The organism is Sphingomonas sp. 179-I 2A4 NHS (assembly GCF_045369135.1).
In the GTDB taxonomy this organism is placed as follows: domain Bacteria; phylum Pseudomonadota; class Alphaproteobacteria; order Sphingomonadales; family Sphingomonadaceae; genus Sphingomonas.
Map to the genome: position 1 here is coordinate 1 of NZ_JBIQFL010000017.1, position 22,773 is coordinate 22,773.

Sequence of the window (22,773 nt, forward strand, 5' to 3'; positions counted from 1 at the left end):
AGCGAGCCTGGTAGATCGCCATGTTCAATCTTTGTTCTTCAACATGGCCAAAATCGCAGCTTCGGGCCGACTGGGCCCACATGGCAACTTCCGCCGGGGTACCGCGCACGAAATCCATCGCGCGGACCTGGCGGCGGATCGCCTTAATATCGAAATCGCTCATTGCGCTTCGCTCCCTTCCGCTTCCGCGTCGAACGCGCGTTTTCCGCGTCTTTTCCATAGCGCCAGGATGTCGCTAGAATCGTCGCCACGACCACGTCCGGCGAGATCAAGCAGCGCGCCGTAAAGGGTGGCGCGATCGTCGTCGGTTAGTTCGACCAGGCCGGCTTTCTGGACCAGCCCGCCCAGCTCAATCAGGTGGCGCGTTCGTTCGCGACGTTGCACGACCCAGCCCCTGCTATCCGTCCGCCGTTCCGCTGCTTCCGCCCGCAGCGTCGCCGCCCGGTTCAGTCGCAGCGCCCGATCCGTCGATTGCAGCAGCGCCAGCACCTTTGCGCCCGCGCCGTTGAAAGAAGGCAGCGCCCTTCGCGCGCCATGCCTCCTTCGCGCTGGCATCCTTCGATCCGATCGCATCGAGCAGGACGCCGGCAAGGGTTTCCGCATCGAACGCATCGGCCCCGGTTGCGGCGACGAGCTGGCCGAGCTGTTCGACCCGCTTCGCCTTGAGCGACCGAGCCTTGTCACTCAGCGCCCTCAGCTCAGCATCATAATCGCGGACCTTACGCATCACGCGTCATCCTCATCCGGGTTCTCCAGCGCAGCAGGAATATCCGACCACAGCGAACCCGCTGTGCCGCTCACATCGACACCGGGTGGCGCTTCCGTGCCCCAAACAATGCGCCAGCCATAGATTACGCCATCCTCCCGCCATGCCGTCGTGACTGGCGTTTTCGTCACGCTGAAGGGGTAACTAGCGAGCGTAATAGCGCTGATCCCCAATGCACTCGCGATATGCTCATCGCGGTGACGTTCTGTCGTTTCGTCGTCGGGACCGCTCATCATATTCTCTCTGCTTCGGGCAGTTTGCCAAAGTGTGGGGAGAGTTCAAGTCAGAAAGCCGCACCAAGTCAATCATGAAAAGCGCAGCGAGTTGTGAGTGCGCGCTTATACGTCGTTGCCGACATGCGCTAAGTAAGGCAGTGTGCGGCATCATGGCGATCTACCACTTCTCCGCCAAGGTTGTGAGCCGCGCAAACGGGTCGAGTGCCGTTGCGAGCGGCGCTTATCGTTCCGCTTCCGAGCTGCACGATGATCGGCTTGGGCGTAACCACGATTTCAGCAACAAGACGGGTGTCATTCACTCCGAGGTGATGTTGCCGGAGGGTGCACCGGAGCGTTTAAACGATCGCACGACGCTGTGGAACGAGGTGGAGGCAGGCGAGAAGCGCAAGGACGCGCAGCTTGCCCGCGAGGTGGAGTTCTCGATTCCTCGTGAGATGAACGAGAAGCAGGGCGTCCAGCTCGCGCGCGATTTTGTGAAAAAGCAGTTTGTCGATCGCGGAATGGTCGCGGACCTGAACGTGCATTGGGACAAGGCGAAGGACGGCACGCCCAAGCCGCACGCGCATGTGATGATGACGATGCGCGACGTAGGGCCGGAGGGGTTCGGGAAGAAGAACCGTGACTGGAACAGCACCGAACTGTTGAAGGACTGGCGCGAGGCGTGGAGCGCACACGTCAACGAGCGCATGGCCGAACTGGGGCTTGAGGGTCGCATCGACCATCGCAGCTATCAGGCGCAGGGCATCGAGCTTGAGCCGCAGCACAAGATCGGTCCGGCAGCGTCGCGCAGGCCGGAGCAGGGGCTTGAGGCGGAGCGGATCGAGGATCACACGCGGATCGCCCGTGAAAACGGCGCGAAGATCATCGCCGATCCCAATATCGCGCTGGACGCGATCACCCGGCAGCAGGCCACGTTCACCACTCGCGATCTTGCGACGTTCGCGTTCCGGCACAGCGACGGCAAGGAGCAATTCGACCAGGTGATGGGGGCGGTGCGGGGATCGCCCGAACTGGTCGCATTGGGGAAGGACGGACGCGACCAGGAGCGGTTCACGTCGCGCGACATGATTGCGGTGGAGAACCGGCTTGAGCGCGTGGGCGACGAGCTGACAGGCCGCGTCGGGCATGGCGTCGCCGATCGGCATCGTGATGCGGCGATCGGCGCGGCCAGCGCCAAGGGCCTTGTCCTGTCCGGTGAGCAGCGCGACGCCTTCGATTATGTGACCGGCAGCGCCGGGCTGGCGTCCGTCGTCGGCTATGCCGGTTCGGGCAAGTCGGCGATGCTGGGCGTCGCGCGCGAGGCTTGGGAGGGGCAGGGCTACACGGTGCGCGGCGCGGCCTTGTCGGGTATCGCGGCTGAGAACCTTGAGGGCGGGTCCGGTATCCAGTCCCGCACCATCGCCAGCCTTGAACACGCATGGGGGCAGGGGCGCGAGCAGCTAGGCCCGCGTGACGTTCTGGTCGTGGATGAAGCCGGCATGATCGGCTCGCGCCAGATGGAGCGGGTGCTGTCCCAGGTACGTGACGCCGGTGCCAAGGTCGTCATGGTCGGCGACCCCGAGCAGTTGCAGGCGATCGAGGCCGGCGCGGCGTTCCGCAGCGTTACCGAGCGCCACGGCGCGGCCGAGATCACCGAGATACGCCGGCAGCGCGAGGACTGGCAGCGCGACGCCACGCGTGCGCTGGCGACCGGGCGCACCGGGGAGGCGATCCACGCCTATGACGGCAAGGGCATGATCCACGCGGCCGACACCCGCGAGCAGGCGCGGGGCGAGCTGGTGGACGGTTGGGATCGCGCGCGCCAGGCCGAGCCGGGCAAGAGCCGGATCATCCTCACCCACACCAACGCCGAGGTGCAGAGCCTCAATGGGGAGGCGCGCGACCGGTTGCGTGCATCCGGCGACCTTGGCGACGACGTGACGGTGAAGGCCGAGCGGGGCGAGCGGCAGTTCGCGACCGGCGACCGCATCATGTTCCTGCGCAACGAGCGGGGCATGGGGGTCAAGAACGGCACGCTGGCGACGATCGAGCGGGTATCGCCCGAGAGGATGGCGGTGCGCCTCGATGACGGGCGCGGCGTCGCGTTCGACATCAAGGATTATGCCCATGTCGATCATGGCTATGCGGCGACGTTCCATAAATCGCAGGGCGTGACGGTTGATCGCGCGCACGTCCTCGCCACCCCCGGCATGGACCGCCACAGCGCCTACGTCGGCATGTCGCGGCACCGCGACGACGTGCAGCTCCACTATGGTCGCGACGACTTCGCTGACCAGCGCCAGCTCGTCCGCGCCCTCTCGCGCGACCGGGGCAAGGACATGGCCGGCGACTATGCCCGTCCGGAGCAGGACCAGGCGCGCGCGTTCGCCGATCGGCGCGAGATCCGGTTCCCGGATCTCGCGCGCCAGGTGGCGGAGAAGGTGCGCGACAAGGCTAAGAGCATGTTCGACGGCTTCCGGCCGAAACCGGCGGCCGAAAAGGTAACGTCGCTGGAGCGTACCGCGGCCGATCGGCCGCTCGCGCCCTCGCAGGCCCGCGCGATCGAACGCTATGGGCGTGCCGCAGCCGATATAGGCCGGATGCGGGATAAGGGGTTGCCGGTGCTGGCGCACCAGGAACAGGCATTGGCGAAGGCCGGCGACGCGCTCGACCAGGTGCGGCCGCATGGCGCGCGCGACCTCGCCAGCGCGATCGAACGCGATCCCCGGCTCGCGCGCGACGCGGCCGAGGGGAACACGGGCGGCGCGGCGAAGGCGATGGAAACGGAGCGTCAGGTCCGCATCGACCCGGAGAAGCGCGCCGGACGGTTCGTGGAGCAGTGGCAGGGCATGATGGAAGCTCGCGCCAGCATGGAGCGCGCCGGCGACCATGCGGGTGCGGAACGGCTCGGTAAGCGCATGGAGAGCATCGCGGGCGGGCTGCACCGCGACCCGCAGCTCGAATCCGCGTTGCACCGGCGCGCGCCCGAGCTGGAACTGAAAATGGAGCGCGGTCGATCGATCGCAAACGAGCTGGCGCAGTCGGTCACGATTAGCCGCGACCGCGATCATGGCATGAGCCGGTAGGTGACGATGGACGACGATATTCAGGAAGGCGGCGATCCAGCGGAAGCGTTCGACCGGTTGCGCGCCGTGATAGAAGGCCAGGACCGCGAGCTGGCGTTGCTGCGCCGTGCCGTGGAGGGCTTGGCGGCCGAGCGGGCGCATATCGACGTTCCCGACTATTCCGAGACGCTGGGGCGGATGCAGCAGGGCGTGGACGCCACGGCCGACCGGATCGCTGTCATCAACGATGTGATCGCCCGGAGTCCGGCGCTGGCGATGACGCCCGAACAGATGGCACAGAGGATTGCCGCAGCGGGCAACGCTGCCCGGCGTGAGGATCAGGCGGCACTCGCCAAGGCAGGCGAGGACAAGGCCCGCGTCATGGCCGAACTTCGCGCCATCGCCGGATCGGCATGGACGAAGGCCGATCAGAAGAACAGGCAGCTTTGGTTCGGGCTGGGCGGGGCGGCGATTGGCATCCTGGCATGGACGATCCTGCCCGGAATGGTCGCGCGCGAGGTCGCGCCGGCGAGCTGGCAATGGCCCGAGCGTATGGCGGCGCGGACGCTCGGCCTTCCTCGTTGGGAAGCAGGGCAGCGAATGATGCAGAGCGCTGCACCCGATGCCTTCGCCAACATCGCGGCGGGCGACCGGATCGTCACCGCCAACCGTGCGGTTCTGGAGGCGTGTCGAAAGCGCGCGAACAAGGCGCGTGAGGAAGTACGGTGCACGGTCAGGGTCGCACCTGCCGTTAGTTGAACGGTTATCAGCTACCGTCTATGTGAGAGGCACAGGCGGCCTTCCTCGGAGAGGGAGAGTCCGTTTCCCGCCAGGGAACTAATGGCCAGGGCCGCCCAATGGGCGGCCTTTGGTTTATCTGGACTGCAGCGTCTTCAACCTATGCGTGAAGGCTTTCCCCGCCTATAATCGCGGCAACATGGCCGTCCCCGCTGTTGCCGTTGGCATCAAGGGGCGGCCTTCTTCGTATCGAGGCGCAGCGACAAGCTGCGAAGCTGCTCGTTTTCGCGAAGTTGCCAACTTCACGGTGGGTGCTAGAGCTGACTGCGGAGGCTTTGCGTTCGCGCATTGCCTTCTTCCGCTCTTGGCAGATGCAGCTTCACCGTGTTGGTGTGCCACGTGGCACACCCGTGCTCTGACCCGGAGCGATCACTTCGGACCCAAGGCTTCGATGATCCTGCAATCGGCCACAGTGTTGCGGCTACAGGAGTCGATCAGAGCGTCCAGTTCACCAGCGAGGGCCGTTAGATCGGCAATCTTCCGCGTAATCGCATCCCGGTGCTGGTTGGCGATCACGTCCACGGCCATGCAGGACTGTTCGCGACGATCAGCGAGCCCCATCAACTCGCGTACCTGATCGATCGAGAAGCCGAGGTCTCGCGCCCGACGAATGAAGGACAAGCGCCGCAGATGCTCGCCCTCGTAGGTCCGGTAATTGCCGGCCGACCGCGCTGGCGCCGGCAGCAAGCCGATTTGTTCGTAATAGCGGATTGTCTCGACCTTTGTGCCCGTCGCCGAGCCCAGCTTTCCAATCGTCAGTTTATCAGACACAGCGCTTGACCCTCTAGCGACTAGAGGGTGCATATAGGCTGCCAGATCGATTCTATCGAGGTGACGAACATGGCCTGCACGAGCTGCGCGTCCGACAAGGCGGGTACCCTCAACGACCCGAAGTGGCGGCGCGCGCTGTGGATCGCGCTCGCCATCAATGGCGGTATGTTCGCGGTCGAGATCGTAGCTGGGATCACGGGCGGGTCGAAAGCGCTCCAAGCCGACGCGCTCGACTTCTTCGGTGATGCCGCCAACTACGCGATCAGCCTGGGTGTGGCCGGAATGGCGATAGCCTGGCGGGCGCGCGCAGCGATGCTGAAAGGGGCGACGCTTGCCCTGCTCGGGTTCTATGTCCTGCTCGCGGCGGGCTGGGGCGCGTTCCACGGCACTGTGCCTCACGCCGAGGTTATGGGTGTCGTCGGGGTCGCGGCGCTGGTCGCCAACGGACTTGTCGCGGTGATGCTCTACCGCTTTCGAACCGGCGACGCGAACATGCGCTCGGTGTGGATTTGCTCACGCAACGACGCGATCGGCAACATTGCCGTCGTGCTGGCGGCGGCGGGCGTGTTCGGGACCGGAACGGCATGGCCTGACCTGATCGTCGCCGGATTGATGGCAACATTGGGGCTTTGGGGTGGCTTCCAGATCATCGGCCAAGCCAGGACCGAGTTGAGGTCAATCGGAAAGAGGCACGACCGTTCGGCAACTATGTCGTTACATCCTAACCGGTAACTGGTACCCAATCCCATATGCGTCGGCTGCTCGCCTTTGTTCTTTGCCTGCTGCTCGCCTCGTCATTGGGGCTGGGCGCGGCCGTGCATGCCGCCGAGCCAATCACTTGTCTCGAAACGTCGGCTGAGTCTGCAGCATCAACCCTTGTTCACGTCGATGGTGATGGTGACCAAGTCCCTGCGGATTCCGAGAAGGGCTACCCGCACCATCATGGAGGGTGCCACGGGCACCATATCGGCGTGCCGATTACGGCCGACGTCGTTCCGAACGCTATTAGCCAGACTGCGAAAAGTATGGCTTGGGAGCAGGCGCATGGCGCGGGCCTCATAGGCGATCCGGCTCTCCGTCCACCACAGGCCTGACGAACCCTAGACCCCCGCGAGAGAACGTCGCGGGATGCCCGGTTGCGTCAGGAGTCCTTCAATCATGCATCGTTTATTCGCGGCTTTGCTGGCCGCGGCGTCGTGCGCCTCAGTGGCGCAGGCGCAACAGGCGCCGGTGGCAGCGTCCGCTGCGCCAGTCTACACGCTCGACCAAGCTGTTTTGGCCGCGGGCGGCTCGGCACCCGCGTCGGAAGCGGCAACCGCGGCTATTGAGGCGGCTCGCCAAGGCCGCAGCGTCGCCGGTCTACGGCCTAATCCGGTTGTTCAGGGCCAAGTCGAGAACATCGTCGGCTCCGGCCCTTACAGGGGCTTGCGCAGTGCCGAGACGACGGTTGGAGTTGCGCTCCCGATTGAGCTTGGCGGCAAGCGGAGCGCCCGCGTGGCGGTCGCCAGCGCGCAGGTGTCGCGGGCCGAATTGCAGGCTGCGATCGTTGCGGCAGATATCCGCGTGCAGGTCACACAGCTCTACGTCGAGGCCGTCGCTTCCGAACGCCGGCTGGTAACGGCACGTGATCAAGCCCGGATTGCAGCCGAGGTGCTGAGAGGAGCGGGAGTTCGGGTCCAGGCAGGGCGCGCATCGCCGCTTGAAGAACAACGGGCGGACGTCGCGCGCATCAACGCGGATGCCAATGTCGAGCGACTGGTACGGCTCGCCGAAGCGGCACGAACGAACCTAGCGCGACGGATCGGGCGACCGATTGACGGCGCGCTGGACGTTGGGCTTCTTGACCGAATTCCCGCATCGACCTTCGGGCCGATGGCCCCCGCGCAGACGGCGGGCACGCTGGCGCTGGCGGCGGCAGATGCCGATCTCGCCATTGCCGATGCCGGCATCAGGCTAGCTCGCGCCAACCGCGTGCCGGACATCAACGTCGGGCCGGCGCTGCGCCGATTGGAAGCAACGAACGATACCGCCGCAATGTTTTCGATCTCCATTCCGATCCCGGTCTTCAACAATGGCCGCGCTGCCATTGCTCAGGCCACGGCGGAGCGGACACGGGCTGAAGCGGTGCGACGCGTGACCGCCCTCGATGTCGAACAGGCAATTACGGATGCACAAGCCGAGGCAGCGAACGCTGCGACCACGGCTCGCACCGCGGCGGGGCCGGCGCTGGCTGCAGCACAGGAAGCGGCCCGGATCGCGCGTATCGGCTACCGCGAGGGCAAGTTCGGCCAGCTCGACCTGCTCGATGCCGAACGCACCCTCGCTGAAACGCGCATCGCCGCGATCGAAGCGCTCGCCAATTATCAAAATGCCCGTGCGCGACTGGAGCGACTGACCGCCCCCGCGCCCACTACCAATTCCGGGGGAACCGATCGATGAAGACCATCCTGACGGGCGGCGTTCTGCCGCTCGGCCTTGCCCTGTTACTCGCGGCCTGCGGTAGCAGCCCGGAAGGCGGCAACGCGGCTGAAGCTGAAACCGAAGTCGGCACCGAAGCCGGTGGCGGTGAGTCGGCTCATGCCGACGAGGGTGTCGTGACGCTCTCGCCTGACCAGATTGCCGCCGCGGGTGTCCAGATCGGCCGCCCCATCACGGGTGGTGCCGGTACGATCGAACTGCCGGCAACGATCGAAGGCGACCCGCAAGGAACGCAGGTCGTCTCGGCCGCGATCGGCGGGCGGGTCGTGGCGTTGACCCGCAACCTTGGCCAGTCGGTCGGGCGCGGACAGACCATCGCGATCATCGAAAGCCGGGAAGCGGCTCAGCTCAAAGGCGAGGTCGAGGCATCGCGCGCCCGGCTCGCGCTCGCTAACTCGAACCTGTCGCGCGAGCAGCGGCTGTTCGCGCAACGCGTTTCACCCGAGCAGGATCTGATCGCCGCACGCACTGCGGCGATCGAAGCCAGCATCGCTTACCGGCAGGCACAAAGCCAGGTGTCCGCGGCAGGCGGTGGCGGGGGCGGACTCAATCGGCTCGGCATCGTCGCTCCGATTGGTGGTCAGGTCATCGCTCGCCCTGTCGTGCTCGGGCAGACCGTTGCAGCCGACACGGAACTCTACCGTATCGCGAACCTCGGACGGGTGTCGCTGGCCCTTAACCTGAAGCCAGAAGATGCCGGACGGGTTCGGCCCGGCAATGTGGTGATGGTGACGGCGCCTGGGCGGCAGACGAGTGCGCGCATCAGCTTCGTGTCACCAGCGCTCGATCCGGAGACACGGCAGGTGCCAGTTATCGCTACGCTCGACAACCGAGGCGGCCAATGGCGTGTAGGCGAGCCCGTCAGTGCCTCGGTCCAATTGAGCGGGAGTGGCGGAAGCTCGGCCATTCGCGTGCCGACGACAGCCGTCCAGACGGTTGAAGGCAAGTCGGTCGTGTTCGTCCGCACGCCCAAGGGTTTTCAGGCAACCCCGGTCACGCTCGGCGATGCTGCCGGCGACACCGTCATCGTCCGCTCCGGCCTCACCGGTCGGGAGCAGATCGCCACTACCGGCAGCTTCACGCTCAAGGCCGAACTCGGCAAGGGCGAAGCGGCGCACGAGGATTGATGTCATGATCGCTCGCATCGTCACATGGGCGGTCGAGAAGCGCTGGCTCGTCCTGCTCCTCACCGCCATCGCTGCCGTTATCGGTGGCTGGTCCCTCTACCGGCTCCCGATCGACGCGGTGCCGGACATCACGAACAATCAGGTTCAGATCAACGTCCGTGCGTCCGCACTCTCGCCCGAACTGGTCGAGAAGCAGGTGTCGTTTCCGATCGAAACGGCCCTTGCCGGCATTCCCGGCCTTGAAAACACCCGCTCGTTGAGCCGTAACGGCTTCGCCCAGATCACCGCAGTCTTCGACGAATCCACCGACATCTACTTTGCCCGCCAACAGGTCGGCGAACGGTTGCAAGGCGTTGCGGAGAGCCTTCCCGATGGCGTCAATCCGGAGATGGGTCCGATCGCAACTGGGCTTGGTGAGGTCCTGATGTGGACCGTGCGCCTCGATCATCGGAAAGATGACAAGCATCGACCTGGCGAACCCGGACAGCAGCCCGATGGCAGCTATATCACCCCTGAAGGCGAGCGGCTGACCAGCCAGGAGGACAAGGCAACCTATCTCCGCACCGCGCAGGACTGGATCGTAACGCCGCTGCTCAAGAACACGCCCGGCCTTGCCGGCGTCGACTCGATCGGCGGGTACTCCAAACAGTACCTCGTCGTCCCCGACGTGCAGAAGCTCGCCTCACTCAAGATTACGCTCACCGATCTCGGCACCGCTCTGGAGCGCAACAATACGAGCGTGGGCGGCGGCTTCGTCAATCGCAATGGCGAGGGTCTGGCGGTCCGCTCTGATGCGCTGGTGCGTAATGCCAACGAACTTGCGCGTACCGTTGTCGCAACCCGGGAGGGCGTGCCCATCACGCTCGATCAGGTTGCGAGCGTCCGCACAGGACAGGCGATCCGGATGGGCTCGGCGTCGGAGAACGGCACCGAAGTTGTTGTTGGCACTGCGGTCATGCGCATCGGCGAGAACAGCCGCAACGTCGCGACCGCGGTCGCTGATCGTTTGAAGGAGATCAATGCTTCGCTGCCGCCCGACGTGGTGGTGCAGCCGGTGCTCGACCGCACCGCGCTGGTCAATTCGACAATCAAGACGGTTGCAAAGAACCTGAGCGAAGGCGCGCTCCTCGTCGTGGTCGTGCTGTTCCTGCTGCTCGGCAACTTTCGCGCCGCGTTGATTGCCGCGGCTGTCATTCCGATCACGATGATGCTGACCGGCTTTGGGATGCTGCGCCTCGGCGTGTCGGCGAACCTCATGAGCCTCGGCGCGCTCGACTTTGGCCTGATCGTCGATGGTGCGGTCATCATCGTCGAGAACGCGCTCAGACGCCTTGCCGAGCAACAGCATCATGAAGGACGGCTGCTGACGGTAAAGGAGCGACTGGAATCGGTGGCGACCGCGGCGCGGGAGATGATCCGTCCTTCGGTCTACGGGCAGGCGATCATTATCCTCGTCTATGTGCCGCTGCTCACGCTCACGGGCGTGGAAGGCAAGACGTTCGGACCGATGGCGCTCACCGTCATCATCGCGCTGCTCTTCGCCTTCGTGCTGTCGCTGACGTTCGTTCCCGCAGCGATCGCCATCTGGCTCTCGAAGAAGGTCGAGGAGAAGGACGGTCGGATCATTGCTTGGCTAAAGGCACGCTACGAACCGGGTCTCGACAAGGCGATGAAGCGGCCCACGATCACGATCGGGGCAAGCGTCCTTAGTCTCGTCGCAGCAGCGCTGGCCTTCACGACACTCGGGCAGGTGTTCCTCCCCCAACTCGACGAAGGCGACCTGCTTATTCAGTCGCTGCGCATACCCGCAACGTCGGTTCAGCAAAGCCAGGCGATGCAGGTGCCGATCGAACGGATGGTAGCGAAGCAACCGGAGGTCCGGTTCGTCTTTTCCAAGACGGGCACGGCCGAACTCGCCTCCGACCCGATGCCGCCGAACGCAACCGACATGTTCGTCATCCTGAAGCCTCGCGACCAATGGCCTGATCCCAAGCTGGAAAAGGCAGCCCTGGTGGAGCGGTTGGAAGGCAAGCTTGGCCAAATTCCCGGCAATGCCTATGAGATCACACAACCGATCCAGATGCGGTTCAACGAGCTGATCGCCGGTGTCCGCGGCGATATTGCGGTCAAGGTGTTCGGCGACGACTTCGCCAGCATGAACCGCACCGCCGAACAGATCGCCGGCATTCTGCGCAAGACAGAGGGCGCGGCGGACGTGAAGGTTGAGCAGACGACGGGCCTTCCCATGCTCGACATCCGCGTGAACCGTGATGCGATGGCGCGGGTCGGCGTCACTGCTCAGGACGTGCAGGATACCATCACCGCCACCCTCGGGGGACGGGAATCCGGCATGATCTTCGAGGGCGATCGGCGGTTTCCGGTCGTTATCCGCTTGTCGGATGCCGAACGCGCCGATCTGGGGCGGCTTGAACAGGTGCAGGTGCCGGTCGCCGGTGGCGGCTATGTGCCGCTGTCGAGCGTCGCGGACATCGGCGTCGTAGACGGGCCGAACCAGATCAGCCGCGAGAACGGCAAGCGTCGCGTCGTTGTTCAGGCGAACGTGCGCGGGCGCGACGTCGGCGGCGTGGTGACGGATGCACAGGCTGCGGTCGCTAGCGGCGTACGTCTGCCTGCCGGCAGCTATCTCGAATGGGGCGGGCAGTTCGAGAACCTGGAGTCTGCCAGCCAGCGGCTCCAGCTTGTCATCCCGGCGTGCTTCGTCCTGATCCTCTTGCTGCTCTACGGGGCATTGGGATCGGTGCGCGATGCCGCGATCGTCTTCACCGGCGTGCCGTTCGCGCTGGTGGGAGGCGTGTTGCTGCTGTTCGTGCGCGGCATGGACTTCTCGATCTCCGCCGCGGTGGGCTTCATCGCACTGTCGGGGATCGCCGTGCTCAACGGCCTCGTCATGGTGTCATCGATCCATGACCTGATGCGATCGGGGATGGACCGGGCCGAAGCTGCGCATGCGGGTGCCTTCCAACGGCTTCGCCCCGTCGTGATGACGGCGCTCGTCGCCAGTCTCGGTTTCGTGCCGATGGCGTTTGCGAGCGGTGCCGGCGCCGAAGTGCAGAAGCCGCTCGCGACCGTCGTCATCGGCGGCCTGATCTCGGCGACGTTGCTCACGCTGTTCGTGCTGCCGACGCTCTACGCCCGGTTCGGAAGCCAGGCGATAAAAGTCGATGAGCCGGACGATGCCGCTCCGGTGCCGCAGCCTGCGTGATCGGCAGGGAGGGCGGGAACCGCCCTCCCATTCGCCACAAACCGGAAAGGGAGGTGCACAGATGACGACGATAGATAATGTGACGGCCCTCAATGCACCGCCGCTGCGCGTATGGACGGTTCTCACGGACTTTGCCGGGCATCCGCGTTGGAAGCCCTTCATTCAGCTCTCCGGCGCCGCTGTCCCTGGTGGCGATGCTACCTACACATTCCGCATCGGCGGACTCGACAGGTCCATGACGTCGAAGGCCGACATCATCCGCGCCGACAAGCCGTTGGCATTTGCCTGGACCGCCGGCGTCGCCAAGTTCCTCCTGTTTGAGGAAGCCTATGCGTTGGAAGGGGACTCTACGGGCACGCGTCTGCGCCATAGCTTGCGTTTTTCGGGCCTTCTCGCCTCTCCATTGGCGGCGCTGATGCGTCGCAAGCTTCAGGCTAGCCTGGTCCGATCTGACGAGTGCCTTGAGCGCCATCTTCGGCGTCTGTCTGCTTCGCCGTTGTCAAAGCATCGCACCCCGCCTGTCCGTGCCGGGGTAAATGGACAGCGGAGGCGGAAATGACAGCGTTTCGTGCTGCGGCCGCCAGCCTGAGCATGGGTGCGGCGCTGGTCATCCTCTCGGGCTGCTCGGAACAGCCCCGAAAGGGGCCGCCGACCGAGCAGGAGATTCATGCCAGCGACAGTGGTGTCCCCAATGGCACACCCGGTCGTCACCCTTATCGGTGTGACGATAATCGGGCGCTTCTGATCGATTTTAAAGACCAAGGTCTGACGGTGGAGTTGCGGAGCGACGCTCGCGCAGCGCCGATCGTCCTCACCGCGCCCTCGCAGGGGCTGCAATATGTTGGCGACGCCCAAAGCGCGACCTTCTCGGGCAACGAAATCAGGATTGAGGCGGCGGGGCAGCGTCCCGTCGTGTGCAGAAAGGAAACGCGGCAATGACTGATCGCGCTCGGATTGAACGGGCCTGACGATGGCAGCGCTCAAATTCTCCCTGATCCCCATGCTCGCGATTATGATCGGGGCACTCATCGCCGGGTGGCGCACGCCAGGGGAGAAGCTGGTCGCGGCCATGCAGCACCTGGCGGCCGGCGTGGTGTTCGCCGCCGCTGCGACAGAGATCCTGCCGCTGGTGAAGCACGGCGGGTCTCCGACCGCCACGCTTATCGGCGGAGCGCTTGGCGTCGCCGTGATGCTCGGCCTCAAGGCCGCGGAAAACCGGTTTGAGGGACCTGTCGCGCTCCTCGCCGCGATCGGACTCGATCTTGCGATAGACGGCCTGGTCCTCGGCCTCGCGTTCATCGCCGGCGAGAAGGCCGGCACGCTGCTGGCGGTCGCGTTGACCCTCGAAGTGCTGTTCCTGGCCCTGACCCTCACCAACGATCTGGCAGGCCGGTATCGCAAGATGAAGGCGATCGGACTGACCTGCGTGCTGGCACTGCTGGTGCCGATCGGCGCGCTGGTCGCGCAGCCGGTGGCGTTGTTGGCGCCGGTGTGGATCACCGGATTTCTGAGCTTCGGCCTGATGGCGCTGCTCTACCTCGTCACCGAAGAACTGCTGGTCGAGGCGCACGAGAAGCCGGACTCGTCGCTTATCAGCGCGATGTTCTTTGTCGGCTTCCTCGCGCTCCTCCTGATTGAGGAAATTATGGCATGACGGCTTCACAGAACGGGCAGGTCTCCGACGAGCGTCGCACGCTCTGGATTGTGCTGTTGCTCAACGCGGCGATCGCCGCAGGTTTCTTCGCCACCGGCCTGATCGGCGATTCCAGCGCCCTGATCGCCAATGGTGTCGACAACCTGTCGGACACGGCCGTCTACGCCCTCAGTCTGGTGGCGTTAAGCCACGGACCGGTCTGGAAGACCCGTGCGGCTACGGCTTCGGGCGTGATGCTGTTGCTTTTTGCTGTCGGCATCCTTCTCGATGTCGGCCGCCGATATATTCAGGGCAGCGAGCCGATTGGTCCGACGATGATGGCAATGTCGGCCGTTGCCGCTGTCGTGAACTATATTTGCCTGCGGCTCCTTCAGCGGATCGAACAGCCTGACGTCAATCTGCGGGCAGCGACGACGTTCAGCTTCAACGATTTCATCTCGAATGGCGGCATTCTGATAGCCGGCGCGCTTGTCCTCTGGCTGGGGACGAACTGGCCCGACCTCGTGGTCGGGCTCGCGACAGCGCTGATCGCGATCAAGGGCGGCATCGAGATCCTGCGCGACGCCCGCGCCGAAAGCAAAAGCGACGAGGACAAGACCGCATGACCGACAAACTCGAACTCGACATACCTGTCCTCCTTCCTGAAGTGCCGGATGAGGCCGATGCCTGCGTCGGCCGGCTCGTCTCGACGTTGAGCGCCAAGCCTGGCGTAGATCGCGCGCATGTCTTGCCCGCCGCAGGGGACACTCCGGCCAAGCTCTGCATCCATTTCGACCCCACGGCGCTGCCGCTGCCCCGCGTACGCGAGATGGTTCGTGCGGCGGGCGCCGAGATCAGCGGGCGGTACGGCCACGCGGCTTGGGAGGTGAAGGGAATCGGCCATGAACGCCGCGCCCGGACAATAGGGGAGACGCTTTGTGCGATCCCTGGCGTCCTTCAGGCCGACGCCAGTTCGGCCGGCACGGTACGGGTGGAATTCGACCGTGAGCGGATCACCGAAAGCGCGATCGTTGACGCGCTTGCCGGGCTCGGGCTCAAGCGACCCAAGCAGCTCACAACCGACGATCACGCCGACCACGACCATGGCCCCGGCGGCCATGCTGCCGGCGAGGAGAAGCATGGCCCGGGTGACGGGCATGACCACTCCCATGCTGATTTTCTCGGACCGAACACCGAGCTTATCTTTGCGCTCGCCTGTGGCGCAATGCTGGGAATCGGCTTCGCCATTGAAAAACTGGTGGCCGGGACGCCGGAATGGCTTCCGACCGCCCTCTACATCGCGGCTTACGGCTTCGGCGGGTTCTTCACGTTGCGCGAGGCGATCGACAATCTGAAACTCAAGAAGTTCGAGATCGATACGCTGATGCTTGTCGCGGCAGCCGGTGCGGCTGCTTTGGGCGCATGGGCGGAAGGTGCGCTGCTGCTGTTCCTCTTCAGCATCGGCCATGCCCTCGAACATTACGCAATGGGCCGCGCGAAACGCGCGATTGAGGCATTGGCTGAACTCGCTCCCGAGACCGCAACGGTGCGCCGCGACGGGCAAACCCTGGAAATCCCGGCCGAACAACTACAGGTTGGCGACGTCGCGATCGTCCGCCCCAATGAACGCCTCCCGGCCGATGGCTTTGTCATCAAGGGCTTGAGCGCAATCAATCAAGCGCCCGTGACCGGCGAAAGCATTCCTGTCGACAAGGCACCTGTCGCCGATGTCGCAGTGGCCCGCGCGAAGCCCGACGCCGTCGATGCCGCCTCCCGTGTCTTCGCTGGCACGATCAACGGAGGTGCCGCGATCGAAATCGAGGTGACGCGTCGGGCAAGCGAAAGCACGCTCGCCAAGGTCGTGAAGATGGTCAGCGAGGCAGAGACGCAGAAATCGCCGACGCAGCGCTTTACCGACCGGTTCGAGCGCATCTTCGTGCCCGCCGTGCTGATCCTCACCGTCCTGCTGCTCTTCGCCTGGGTGGTGGTGGACGAGCCGTTCCGCGATAGTTTCTATCGGGCAATGGCAGTCCTGGTCGCGGCGAGCCCGTGTGCGCTGGCTATCGCAACGCCGAGCGCCGTTCTGTCCGGAGTGGCCCGCGCCGCTCGGGGCGGTGTGCTGGTCAAGGGCGGTGCGGCGCTCGAAAATCTTGGGTCGTTGAAGGCTATCGCATTCGACAAAACGGGGACACTGACTGAAGGTCGTCCTCGCATCACCGACGTGGTGCCGGTCGATGGCGCGAGCGAAACCGACCTGCTGGCGGTTGCCGTCGCCGTTGAAGGCCTGAGCGATCACCCGTTGGCACAGGCAATCGTCAAGGACGGACGAGACAGGCTTGGTGACAACGCGATACCGGCTGCGAGCGACCTCAAGAGCCTTACCGGTCGCGGTGTGGTTGCGACCGTCGACGGTGAAACGGTGTGGATCGGCAAGGTCGAAATGTTCGGTGCAGAGGGCGTCCCCACGCTGGGAGCGGCGGCAACGGCCGCCGTGGCAGAGCTGCGCGAAAACGGTCGCACGACGATGGTGGTGAGGAAAGGCGATCGCGATCTTGGTGCCATCGGGTTGCTCGATACGCCGCGTGGCGAAGCCAAGGCTGCGCTGGAGCGTCTGCGCGGCATGGGCATCACCCGGATGATCATGATCTCGGGCGATCACCAGAAGGTTGCAGAGGCAATCGCCAAGGATGTCGGTCTCGATGAAGCCTGGGGCGACCTCATGCCTGAGGACAAAGTCGCATCGATCAAGAAGATGGCGGAGACCGACAAGGTCGCGATGGTGGGTGATGGCGTCAACGACGCACCGGCAATGGCCAACGCGACAGTGGGGATCGCGATGGGCGCTGCCGGCTCGGACGTCGCCCTGGAGACGGCTGACGTGGCGTTGATGGCCGATGACCTCGCGCACCTGCCGTTCGCGGTGGGCCTAAGCCGACAGACGCGTGGTATAATTCGCCAGAACGTGTTCGTAAGCCTAGGCGTAGTCGCTTTCCTCGTGCCGGCGACAATCCTCGGTCTTGGGATTGGCCCGGCGGTGGCCGTTCACGAAGGTTCGACTTTGCTAGTCGTCATCAACGCGCTGCGCCTGCTGCGTTACCGCGATCCAAAGAACACGGTGGCATGAAACTGTTCGGGATTGAGTATTGTACGATCCAGACCGAGGCAGCAGCCGATCCTTGCGAGGGCACCGGGCACCTGCACCCGTGAGCCCGATGTGACGACGAGAAAGCGATGGCGATGGACGGAGGAAGCCGACGCAGAGCTTCGCCATCGGATCGCCGCGAGGCAGCCGTTAGCGACGATCGCCAGAGAAATGGGCAGAACGATGGATGGCGTTCGCGGCAGGGCGGCATCGCTACGGGTCGCTCTTCCGTCTCCTGCGCGGCCTTGGCGTGAAACAGTGAAGCGTGGTCCTAAACCGAAGCGGTGAAAACCCTGCCGACCGGCGAAGAATGAGGCCATGTAGCCGAGGGCCAAACCGGCATGCCGCGTATTGTTCTAAGGGCGGGGGGCTTAGCGGAGACGACCGATGCACGACCAGATGAGCGCCGAAATGCAGGCCTGCATGGATGCCTGCCACCACTGCCACATCACCTGCCTGTCGATGACAACCCAGCATTGCCTTCAGGTAGGCGGTGCGCACGCTGCGCCTGACCACATCAAGATCATGTTGGATTGCGCGCAGGTTTGCGCCACCTCGCTCGACTTCATGGCCCGCGGCTCCGACCAGCATAAGCTCGTGTGCGGCATCTGCGCCCGGATTTGCCGGGCCTGCGCGGCGAGCTGCAAAGAGCTGGACGGCATGGAGGAATGCGTCGCTGCGTGCGAGCGGTGCGCCGAGGAATGCGAGAAGATGGCCGTGTGAGCGGCGAGGCGGGCGGCGTTCGGCCGCCCGCCCTCACATCACCGAAGCGGGTGGTTCGAGTGTTCCCAGCCATGCAACGAGCGCCAGAATCGCCACTGCGCAGCTCGCCTCGACCGCAAGGCTGCGCCGCAGGGCGCGAAGCGCGCCGTGATGATCGGCCGCGGCGATCGATCGCTTGAACGCCGGCGTGAGGCGAAAGCGGTTAAGCGATGCGAGCGCGAGCATCGCGCCGAAGAGGGCAAGCTTGGCTATCAGAAGCTGGCCGTAGCGCGTAGTCGGGAGGTCCGGCAGCTTGGCCAGGCCGACCAGCAACCACACATTGACGATGCCAGTGACGACGATGGTGCCGACGAGGATCGTGCCGACCAGGCCGAACCCGTGCAGGGCGCGATGCGTCAGGGTCAGATGGGCGGCGTCGACGCGACCGGCCGGCCGGGCGACGAGAAGCACGAGCCCGAGCAGGGCTCCGGCCCAGGCTCCGCCCGCAAGCAGGTGGAGAATGTCGGCGCCCAGATGCACCCAGCCAACAGCGCCCTCGTCCATCGCGCCATGTCCTGTCCAAGCAAGCGTGGCGAGCGCCACGGCCGCAGCGAACGCCACCAGGCCGAGCAAAGCCGCGCGACCGGCTGCCACGAGGGCCGCGACCGACGCCACCACGAGCGCAGCCATGCGCGCTTCCCACGCGGTGCCGGTCGCGGACCCGGAAAGGAGCATCCCGATCGCCTCCTGATCGACTGGCCAGGGCGGTGCCCCGGCCATCGCCGCCGCGAGCAGCGCGAGGGCGATCCCGGAGAACAGGAGGCCGAGCAGGCCGCTTCCGACGAGCCAGGGGCGCAAGGCGAGCGCGTCGGCGCGCTCGCCGGCTTTGAGGCCGTAGAGACTGAAGGCCGACAAGCCGAACAATCCGCTCAGCGTTGCATAAAGCGCGAAGCGAACCGCGATCAGCGGCCAGTCGGTCTCCACCCTTACTTGACCGCGAAGGCGAAGTTTCCGGCTACCCGGTGGGTGTCAACCGAGACCACGTGCCAAGCGACGCTGTAGCGCCCCGCGGCGAGCGGCGCCTTGGGCGTGACGACGAGCGTGCGGCCATCATCGGCGACTCCGGCCGCAGCCGCGACCTTCATGGGCGCGTGCGCGGTGCCGCCATGCGCGGTCATCATCAGGTCCGCGCCCGAGAACTTCGGCATCAGCTTTTCGCTGAACCGAAGCGCGAGACGCGCGGGCTTGGCGACAGTCGCGTTTGGCGCCGGTGAGGCTGACAGCAACTTAGGATGAGCCTGGGCGGCGCTGGCTAGCCCGAGGATGGCAAGGGCGGCAGGGATTAGGGCGCGACGCATGCGGTTACTCCGTGATGTTCTGTCCATTCTACGCGGCACGGTCGCGCACCCCTTACGCGACCGATGAGGGATGATGGGCAGCGCTGCGTAACCAGTGTTAGAGGGGCGGAGTGGAAAACATGGATGATCTGGACAGAGCGTTGGCGAGATTGGCGGGAGCACCTGTTCCGGCTGCGCTGGACGACGTCGAAGCACGTGTTCTCGCGCGCATCGGCACACGGCCGGTCGTGCGACAGACCGGGCTCGGCATCGGTGCGGTGACGGTCGCGGCATTGGCGATCGGCATGATCGGCGCCGAGCTGCCCGCAACCGCGAGCCCTGCGGTGTCGCTCGCACCGCTCGGCGAGGCTTCGCCGCTCGCACCCTCGACTTTGCTGATCGGCGAGCCGTGACCTCGACCAAGCGCGTCCTGCTGTGTGTCGTACTCGCCTTTCTCGCGGCGATCGGGGGCGTGTTCGTTGGACGTGCGCTGTTGCCCCAGCCCAAGCAGCCGGGCGCCGCGCTGCACGAGGTCCTGCACCACAAGCTCGCGCTCGATGCCGATCAGCAGGCAAAGCTGAAGGTTCTGGAGGACCGGTTCGCGGTGCAACGGCGCGCTCTCGAGCTGGAGTTGCGCGCGACCAATGCTCGGCTCGCCGAGGCGATCGAGGCCGAGCACGGCAACGGCCCGCGGGTCACGGCCGCGGTCGATCAGAGCCATGCCGCGATGGGCGAGCTGCAGAAGGCCACGTTGGCGCATATCTTTGCCATGCGGCAGCTTCTGCGCACCGATCAGACCTCTCAATTCGATGCTGCGGTGGTGAAGGCGCTCACCGACGGCCAGGGGTGAGCCTCGATTGGACCACGCTGTCCGATGGCGAGCTGGCGACGCTCAGCATTGCCGGTCGGCAGGCCGCTTTTGCCGAAATCGTGCGACGCTACCAACAGCCGGTGTTCCGGCTCGCGCGGGCATGCGTCGGCGAACCCGACGAAGCGCTTGATCTGGTGCAGGAGACGTTCGTCGCCGCACACCAGGCCCTCCCGCGCTACGACGGGCAGCGCGCCATGAGAGCGTGGCTTTCGACGATCGCGATCAACAAATGTCGTGACTGGGCGCGAAAGCGCACGGTGCGCCGGTTCTTCTCCTTCGCGGCCCCCATCGATCATCGGGCTGAAGCTGTGGTGGACGATCAGGTGGCAATCGACGACGGCGCAGCCGACCGCCAGGAGTTGGACCGGGTAACAGATGCCATTTCCGCTCTGCCCATGAATCTAAAAGAGGCTCTGGTGCTGCGCACCATCGAGGGTTTGAGCCAAGCCGAAACCGCCGACGTGCTGGGGATCAGCCAGAAGGCTGTCGAAACCCGCCTCTACCGTGCCCGCTCGCGCCTCCTCGAAAAGTTGAACACCGAACAAGGGATCGGCGTGCGGGACGCGTAGAAGGAGTGAAACGGGCCGGTAGCGGCCCACCTTCTAGGAGCTTTCATGTCGCGCGTTCTCGACCGCCGCCAAGTGCTGCGCGGTGCCACCCTAGCCGGAAGCGGCCTTGCTCTGTCGGCCTATATGCCGGCGTGGGCGCAGCCGGTGTCCGCGGGCATCGCCAAGCCGTTGCCGACAGTTTCGGGCGACGACATTACGCTAAAGATCGCTCACCAGATGATGATGATCGACGGGCGGCAGAGCCACGCGATCGGCATCAACGGCACCGTGCCTGCTCCGCTCATCCGCTTGCGCGAGGGGCAGAACGTGCGCCTCCACGTCGTTAATGATCTGGATGAGGAAACCTCTATTCATTGGCACGGGCTGCTGGTGCCCTTTCAGATGGACGGCGTGCCCGGCATTGCCTTTCCAGGCATCCCGGCACGATCGACCTTCACCTACGAGTTCCCGATCATCCAGAGCGGCACCTACTGGTATCACAGCCACTCGGGGCTCCAGGAGCAGGAGGGGCACTACGGGCCGATCCTGATCGACCCCAAGGACCCCGACCCGGTGCAGTTCGATCGCGAGCACGTCATCGTGCTGTCCGATCACAGCTTCCAGCACCCGCACTACCTGTTCGACCGCCTCAAGAAGGAGTCGGGCTACTTCAACCGCCAGCGCCAGACCCTAAGCGGGCTGCTGGCGGGCAAGGATCAGCCGCTCAAAGAGCGGCTGATGTGGGGCAAGATGCGGATGGACCCCGCCGATGTCGCCGACGTGACCGCCTCGACCTACACCTATCTGGTCAACGGCCATGGTCCCAAGGACAATTGGACCGCGCTGTTCCGGCCGGGCGAGCGGGTGCGGCTTCGGTTCATCAACGCATCGTCCATGACGACCTTCAACGTCCGCATCCCCGGCCTGCCGATGACGATCGTCGCGGCTGATGGGTTGAACGTGCGCCCCGTTCAGATCGACGAGTTCCAGTTCGGCCCGGCCGAGACCTATGACGCGATCGTCACGCCGCCCGACATGCGCGCCTACACGCTGGTGGGCGAGAGCGTCGATCGCTCCGGCATGGCGCGCGCGACGCTCGCACCCCGCGAGGGCATGGCTGCCGAAGTCCCGCCACTTCGCAAGCGGCCGCTCGCGACCATGAAGGACATGGGCATGGGCGGCCATGACATGAGCACGATGGATCACGGCTCCATGCAGGGCATGGGAAGCGCTGCGACGGGCGCACAGGCTGGATCAATGGCGGGCATGGACCATGGCGGTATGGACCATGGCGCAGGTGCCGGTTCGATGCAGGGCATGGACCATTCCCAGATGAACCATGGTGCCGCCGGCGCTGCTGCCGGCGCCATGGCCGGGATGACCGCGCCGCAGGGTCAGAGCGGCGCCATGCCCGGGATGGATCATGGGTCGGGTGCGATGCCGGGCATGACAGATGGGCAGCCGATGGCCGGAATGGACATGGGCAGCATGAACATGCGCGATTTCTCGAAGGCCCCGGGTGTGAAGAAGGGTCCGGGTGTCCAGACCATTTCGGCCATGCCAGTCGATCGCACGGGCGAGCCCGGTCAGGGCCTCGAGAATGTCGGGCACCGCGTGCTGACCTATCGCGATCTGGTGGCACTCGATCGCAATCCCGACACGCGGGCACCCGAGCGCGAGATCAAGCTCCACCTTACCGGTAATATGGAGCGGTACATGTGGGGTTTCGATGGCGAGAAGCTGTCGGAGAGCCCCGATCCGATCACCCTGCTGCACGGCGAACGGGTGCGTGTCACCCTCATCAACGACACGATGATGGGCCATCCCATTCACATCCACGGTCACTTCTTCGACCTGGTGACGGGGAAAGGTGCCTATGCGCCCCGGAAGCATACCGTGCTCGTCCAGCCAGGCGGCACGGTGAGCTGGGACGTGACAGGCGAGGAAGGCGATTGGGCGTTCCACTGCCACATGCTCTACCACATGCACGCAGGGATGATGCGCGTCGTCCAGGTACGCAAGGCCGGGGAGGCATCAGCGTGAACCGGTCACTCCTTCTCGCCGGCCTTGCCTCGGCAGTCGTCGCCGGCCCTGTGT

The 22,773-nt window shown here is 65.1% G+C and carries 22 protein-coding genes; 16 read left to right on the forward strand and 6 right to left on the reverse strand.

The features are described from left to right. Positions 1–159 precede the first annotated feature (159 nt). Genes ACH0CP_RS17490 through ACH0CP_RS17500 form a run of 3 tightly spaced genes read right to left on the reverse strand, consistent with a single transcriptional unit; the run spans position 160 to position 999 of the window. Complete coding sequence (locus tag ACH0CP_RS17490; RefSeq protein WP_037533475.1) at positions 160–384, reverse strand: conjugal transfer protein TraD; 225 nt, start codon at positions 382–384, stop codon at positions 160–162. A 13-nt stretch (positions 385–397) separates the two neighbouring features. After that, on the reverse strand, positions 398–727 hold the full coding sequence (locus ACH0CP_RS17495) for a conjugal transfer protein TraD (protein WP_056454942.1): 330 nt from the start codon (positions 725–727) through the stop codon (positions 398–400). Continuing rightward, complete coding sequence (locus ACH0CP_RS17500) at positions 727–999, reverse strand: hypothetical protein (RefSeq protein ID WP_156359964.1); 273 nt, start codon at positions 997–999, stop codon at positions 727–729. Before ACH0CP_RS17500 ends, ACH0CP_RS17495 begins: the two co-directional genes overlap by 1 nt. A 152-nt stretch (positions 1,000–1,151) precedes the next feature. Between ACH0CP_RS17500 and traA the strand changes: the two genes are divergently transcribed. Both traA and ACH0CP_RS17510 read left to right on the forward strand, forming a co-directional pair. Beyond that, positions 1,152–4,067, forward strand: a complete 2,916-nt coding sequence (gene traA, locus ACH0CP_RS17505) for a Ti-type conjugative transfer relaxase TraA (protein ID WP_406889923.1) — start codon at positions 1,152–1,154, stop codon at positions 4,065–4,067. A gap of 6 nt (positions 4,068–4,073) precedes the next feature. After that, positions 4,074–4,805, forward strand: a complete 732-nt coding sequence (locus ACH0CP_RS17510; protein ID WP_156359963.1) for a DUF6118 family protein — start codon at positions 4,074–4,076, stop codon at positions 4,803–4,805. 408 nt (positions 4,806–5,213) lie between these two features. Here the strand turns inward: ACH0CP_RS17510 and ACH0CP_RS17515 are convergent, their stop codons facing one another. Next, positions 5,214–5,615, reverse strand: coding sequence for a helix-turn-helix domain-containing protein (locus ACH0CP_RS17515; protein ID WP_235515693.1), 402 nt, complete (start codon positions 5,613–5,615; stop codon positions 5,214–5,216). Between the two features lie 69 nt (positions 5,616–5,684). Here ACH0CP_RS17515 and ACH0CP_RS17520 point away from each other — a divergent pair, with 69 nt between their 5' ends. The 10 genes from ACH0CP_RS17520 to ACH0CP_RS17565 all read left to right on the forward strand — a co-directional run bounded on the left by ACH0CP_RS17520 (position 5,685) and on the right by ACH0CP_RS17565 (position 17,941). Continuing rightward, positions 5,685–6,347, forward strand: coding sequence for a cation transporter (locus ACH0CP_RS17520; RefSeq protein ID WP_056455015.1), 663 nt, complete (start codon positions 5,685–5,687; stop codon positions 6,345–6,347). Positions 6,348–6,773: 426 nt separating this feature from the next. Continuing rightward, the gene (locus ACH0CP_RS17525; RefSeq protein ID WP_056454932.1) at positions 6,774–8,054 is read left to right on the forward strand and encodes a TolC family protein; all 1,281 of its coding nucleotides are present in this window, start codon (positions 6,774–6,776) and stop codon (positions 8,052–8,054) included. Continuing rightward, entirely contained in the window at positions 8,051–9,220 is a 1,170-nt protein-coding gene (locus ACH0CP_RS17530; protein WP_056454928.1) for an efflux RND transporter periplasmic adaptor subunit, read from the forward strand. The genes ACH0CP_RS17525 and ACH0CP_RS17530 overlap by 4 nt, the downstream gene beginning before the upstream one ends. 4 nt (positions 9,221–9,224) lie before the next feature. Beyond that, on the forward strand, positions 9,225–12,443 hold the full coding sequence (locus ACH0CP_RS17535) for an efflux RND transporter permease subunit (protein WP_056454925.1): 3,219 nt from the start codon (positions 9,225–9,227) through the stop codon (positions 12,441–12,443). Positions 12,444–12,504: 61 nt separating this feature from the next. Beyond that, positions 12,505–13,002 (forward strand): SRPBCC domain-containing protein, encoded by a 498-nt coding sequence (locus tag ACH0CP_RS17540; RefSeq protein ID WP_162235282.1) that lies wholly within the window; start codon positions 12,505–12,507, stop codon positions 13,000–13,002. A 32-nt stretch (positions 13,003–13,034) separates the two neighbouring features. Continuing rightward, complete coding sequence (locus tag ACH0CP_RS17545) at positions 13,035–13,382, forward strand: hypothetical protein (RefSeq protein ID WP_156359966.1); 348 nt, start codon at positions 13,035–13,037, stop codon at positions 13,380–13,382. A gap of 31 nt (positions 13,383–13,413) precedes the next feature. Beyond that, entirely contained in the window at positions 13,414–14,097 is a 684-nt protein-coding gene (locus ACH0CP_RS17550) for a ZIP family metal transporter (RefSeq protein ID WP_056454919.1), read from the forward strand. Continuing rightward, on the forward strand, positions 14,094–14,702 hold the full coding sequence (locus tag ACH0CP_RS17555; protein ID WP_056454916.1) for a cation transporter: 609 nt from the start codon (positions 14,094–14,096) through the stop codon (positions 14,700–14,702). The genes ACH0CP_RS17550 and ACH0CP_RS17555 overlap by 4 nt, the downstream gene beginning before the upstream one ends. Further along, positions 14,699–17,200, forward strand: coding sequence for a heavy metal translocating P-type ATPase (locus ACH0CP_RS17560; protein WP_056454913.1), 2,502 nt, complete (start codon positions 14,699–14,701; stop codon positions 17,198–17,200). Before ACH0CP_RS17555 ends, ACH0CP_RS17560 begins: the two co-directional genes overlap by 4 nt. A gap of 405 nt (positions 17,201–17,605) precedes the next feature. Next, positions 17,606–17,941 (forward strand): four-helix bundle copper-binding protein, encoded by a 336-nt coding sequence (locus tag ACH0CP_RS17565; protein ID WP_056454911.1) that lies wholly within the window; start codon positions 17,606–17,608, stop codon positions 17,939–17,941. Positions 17,942–17,974: 33 nt separating this feature from the next. On the opposite strand, the gene copD is transcribed toward ACH0CP_RS17565, so the two are convergent. Together copD and copC are read right to left on the reverse strand one after the other, a co-directional pair. Next, positions 17,975–18,904 (reverse strand): copper homeostasis membrane protein CopD, encoded by a 930-nt coding sequence (gene copD / locus ACH0CP_RS17570; RefSeq protein WP_406889918.1) that lies wholly within the window; start codon positions 18,902–18,904, stop codon positions 17,975–17,977. A gap of 2 nt (positions 18,905–18,906) precedes the next feature. Beyond that, the gene (gene copC, locus ACH0CP_RS17575) at positions 18,907–19,278 is read right to left on the reverse strand and encodes a copper homeostasis periplasmic binding protein CopC (RefSeq protein ID WP_056025248.1); all 372 of its coding nucleotides are present in this window, start codon (positions 19,276–19,278) and stop codon (positions 18,907–18,909) included. 119 nt (positions 19,279–19,397) lie between these two features. Here copC and ACH0CP_RS17580 point away from each other — a divergent pair, with 119 nt between their 5' ends. Genes ACH0CP_RS17580 through ACH0CP_RS17595 form a run of 4 tightly spaced genes read left to right on the forward strand, consistent with a single transcriptional unit; the run spans position 19,398 to position 22,719 of the window. After that, positions 19,398–19,670 (forward strand): hypothetical protein, encoded by a 273-nt coding sequence (locus ACH0CP_RS17580; RefSeq protein WP_406889916.1) that lies wholly within the window; start codon positions 19,398–19,400, stop codon positions 19,668–19,670. Further along, positions 19,667–20,107, forward strand: coding sequence for a periplasmic heavy metal sensor (locus ACH0CP_RS17585; protein ID WP_056025244.1), 441 nt, complete (start codon positions 19,667–19,669; stop codon positions 20,105–20,107). The genes ACH0CP_RS17580 and ACH0CP_RS17585 overlap by 4 nt, the downstream gene beginning before the upstream one ends. Further along, positions 20,104–20,697, forward strand: coding sequence for an RNA polymerase sigma factor (locus ACH0CP_RS17590; RefSeq protein ID WP_056025241.1), 594 nt, complete (start codon positions 20,104–20,106; stop codon positions 20,695–20,697). The genes ACH0CP_RS17585 and ACH0CP_RS17590 overlap by 4 nt, the downstream gene beginning before the upstream one ends. Before the next feature lie 45 nt (positions 20,698–20,742). Continuing rightward, positions 20,743–22,719, forward strand: a complete 1,977-nt coding sequence (locus ACH0CP_RS17595; RefSeq protein WP_056025238.1) for a copper resistance system multicopper oxidase — start codon at positions 20,743–20,745, stop codon at positions 22,717–22,719. Positions 22,720–22,773: the final 54 nt, after the last annotated feature.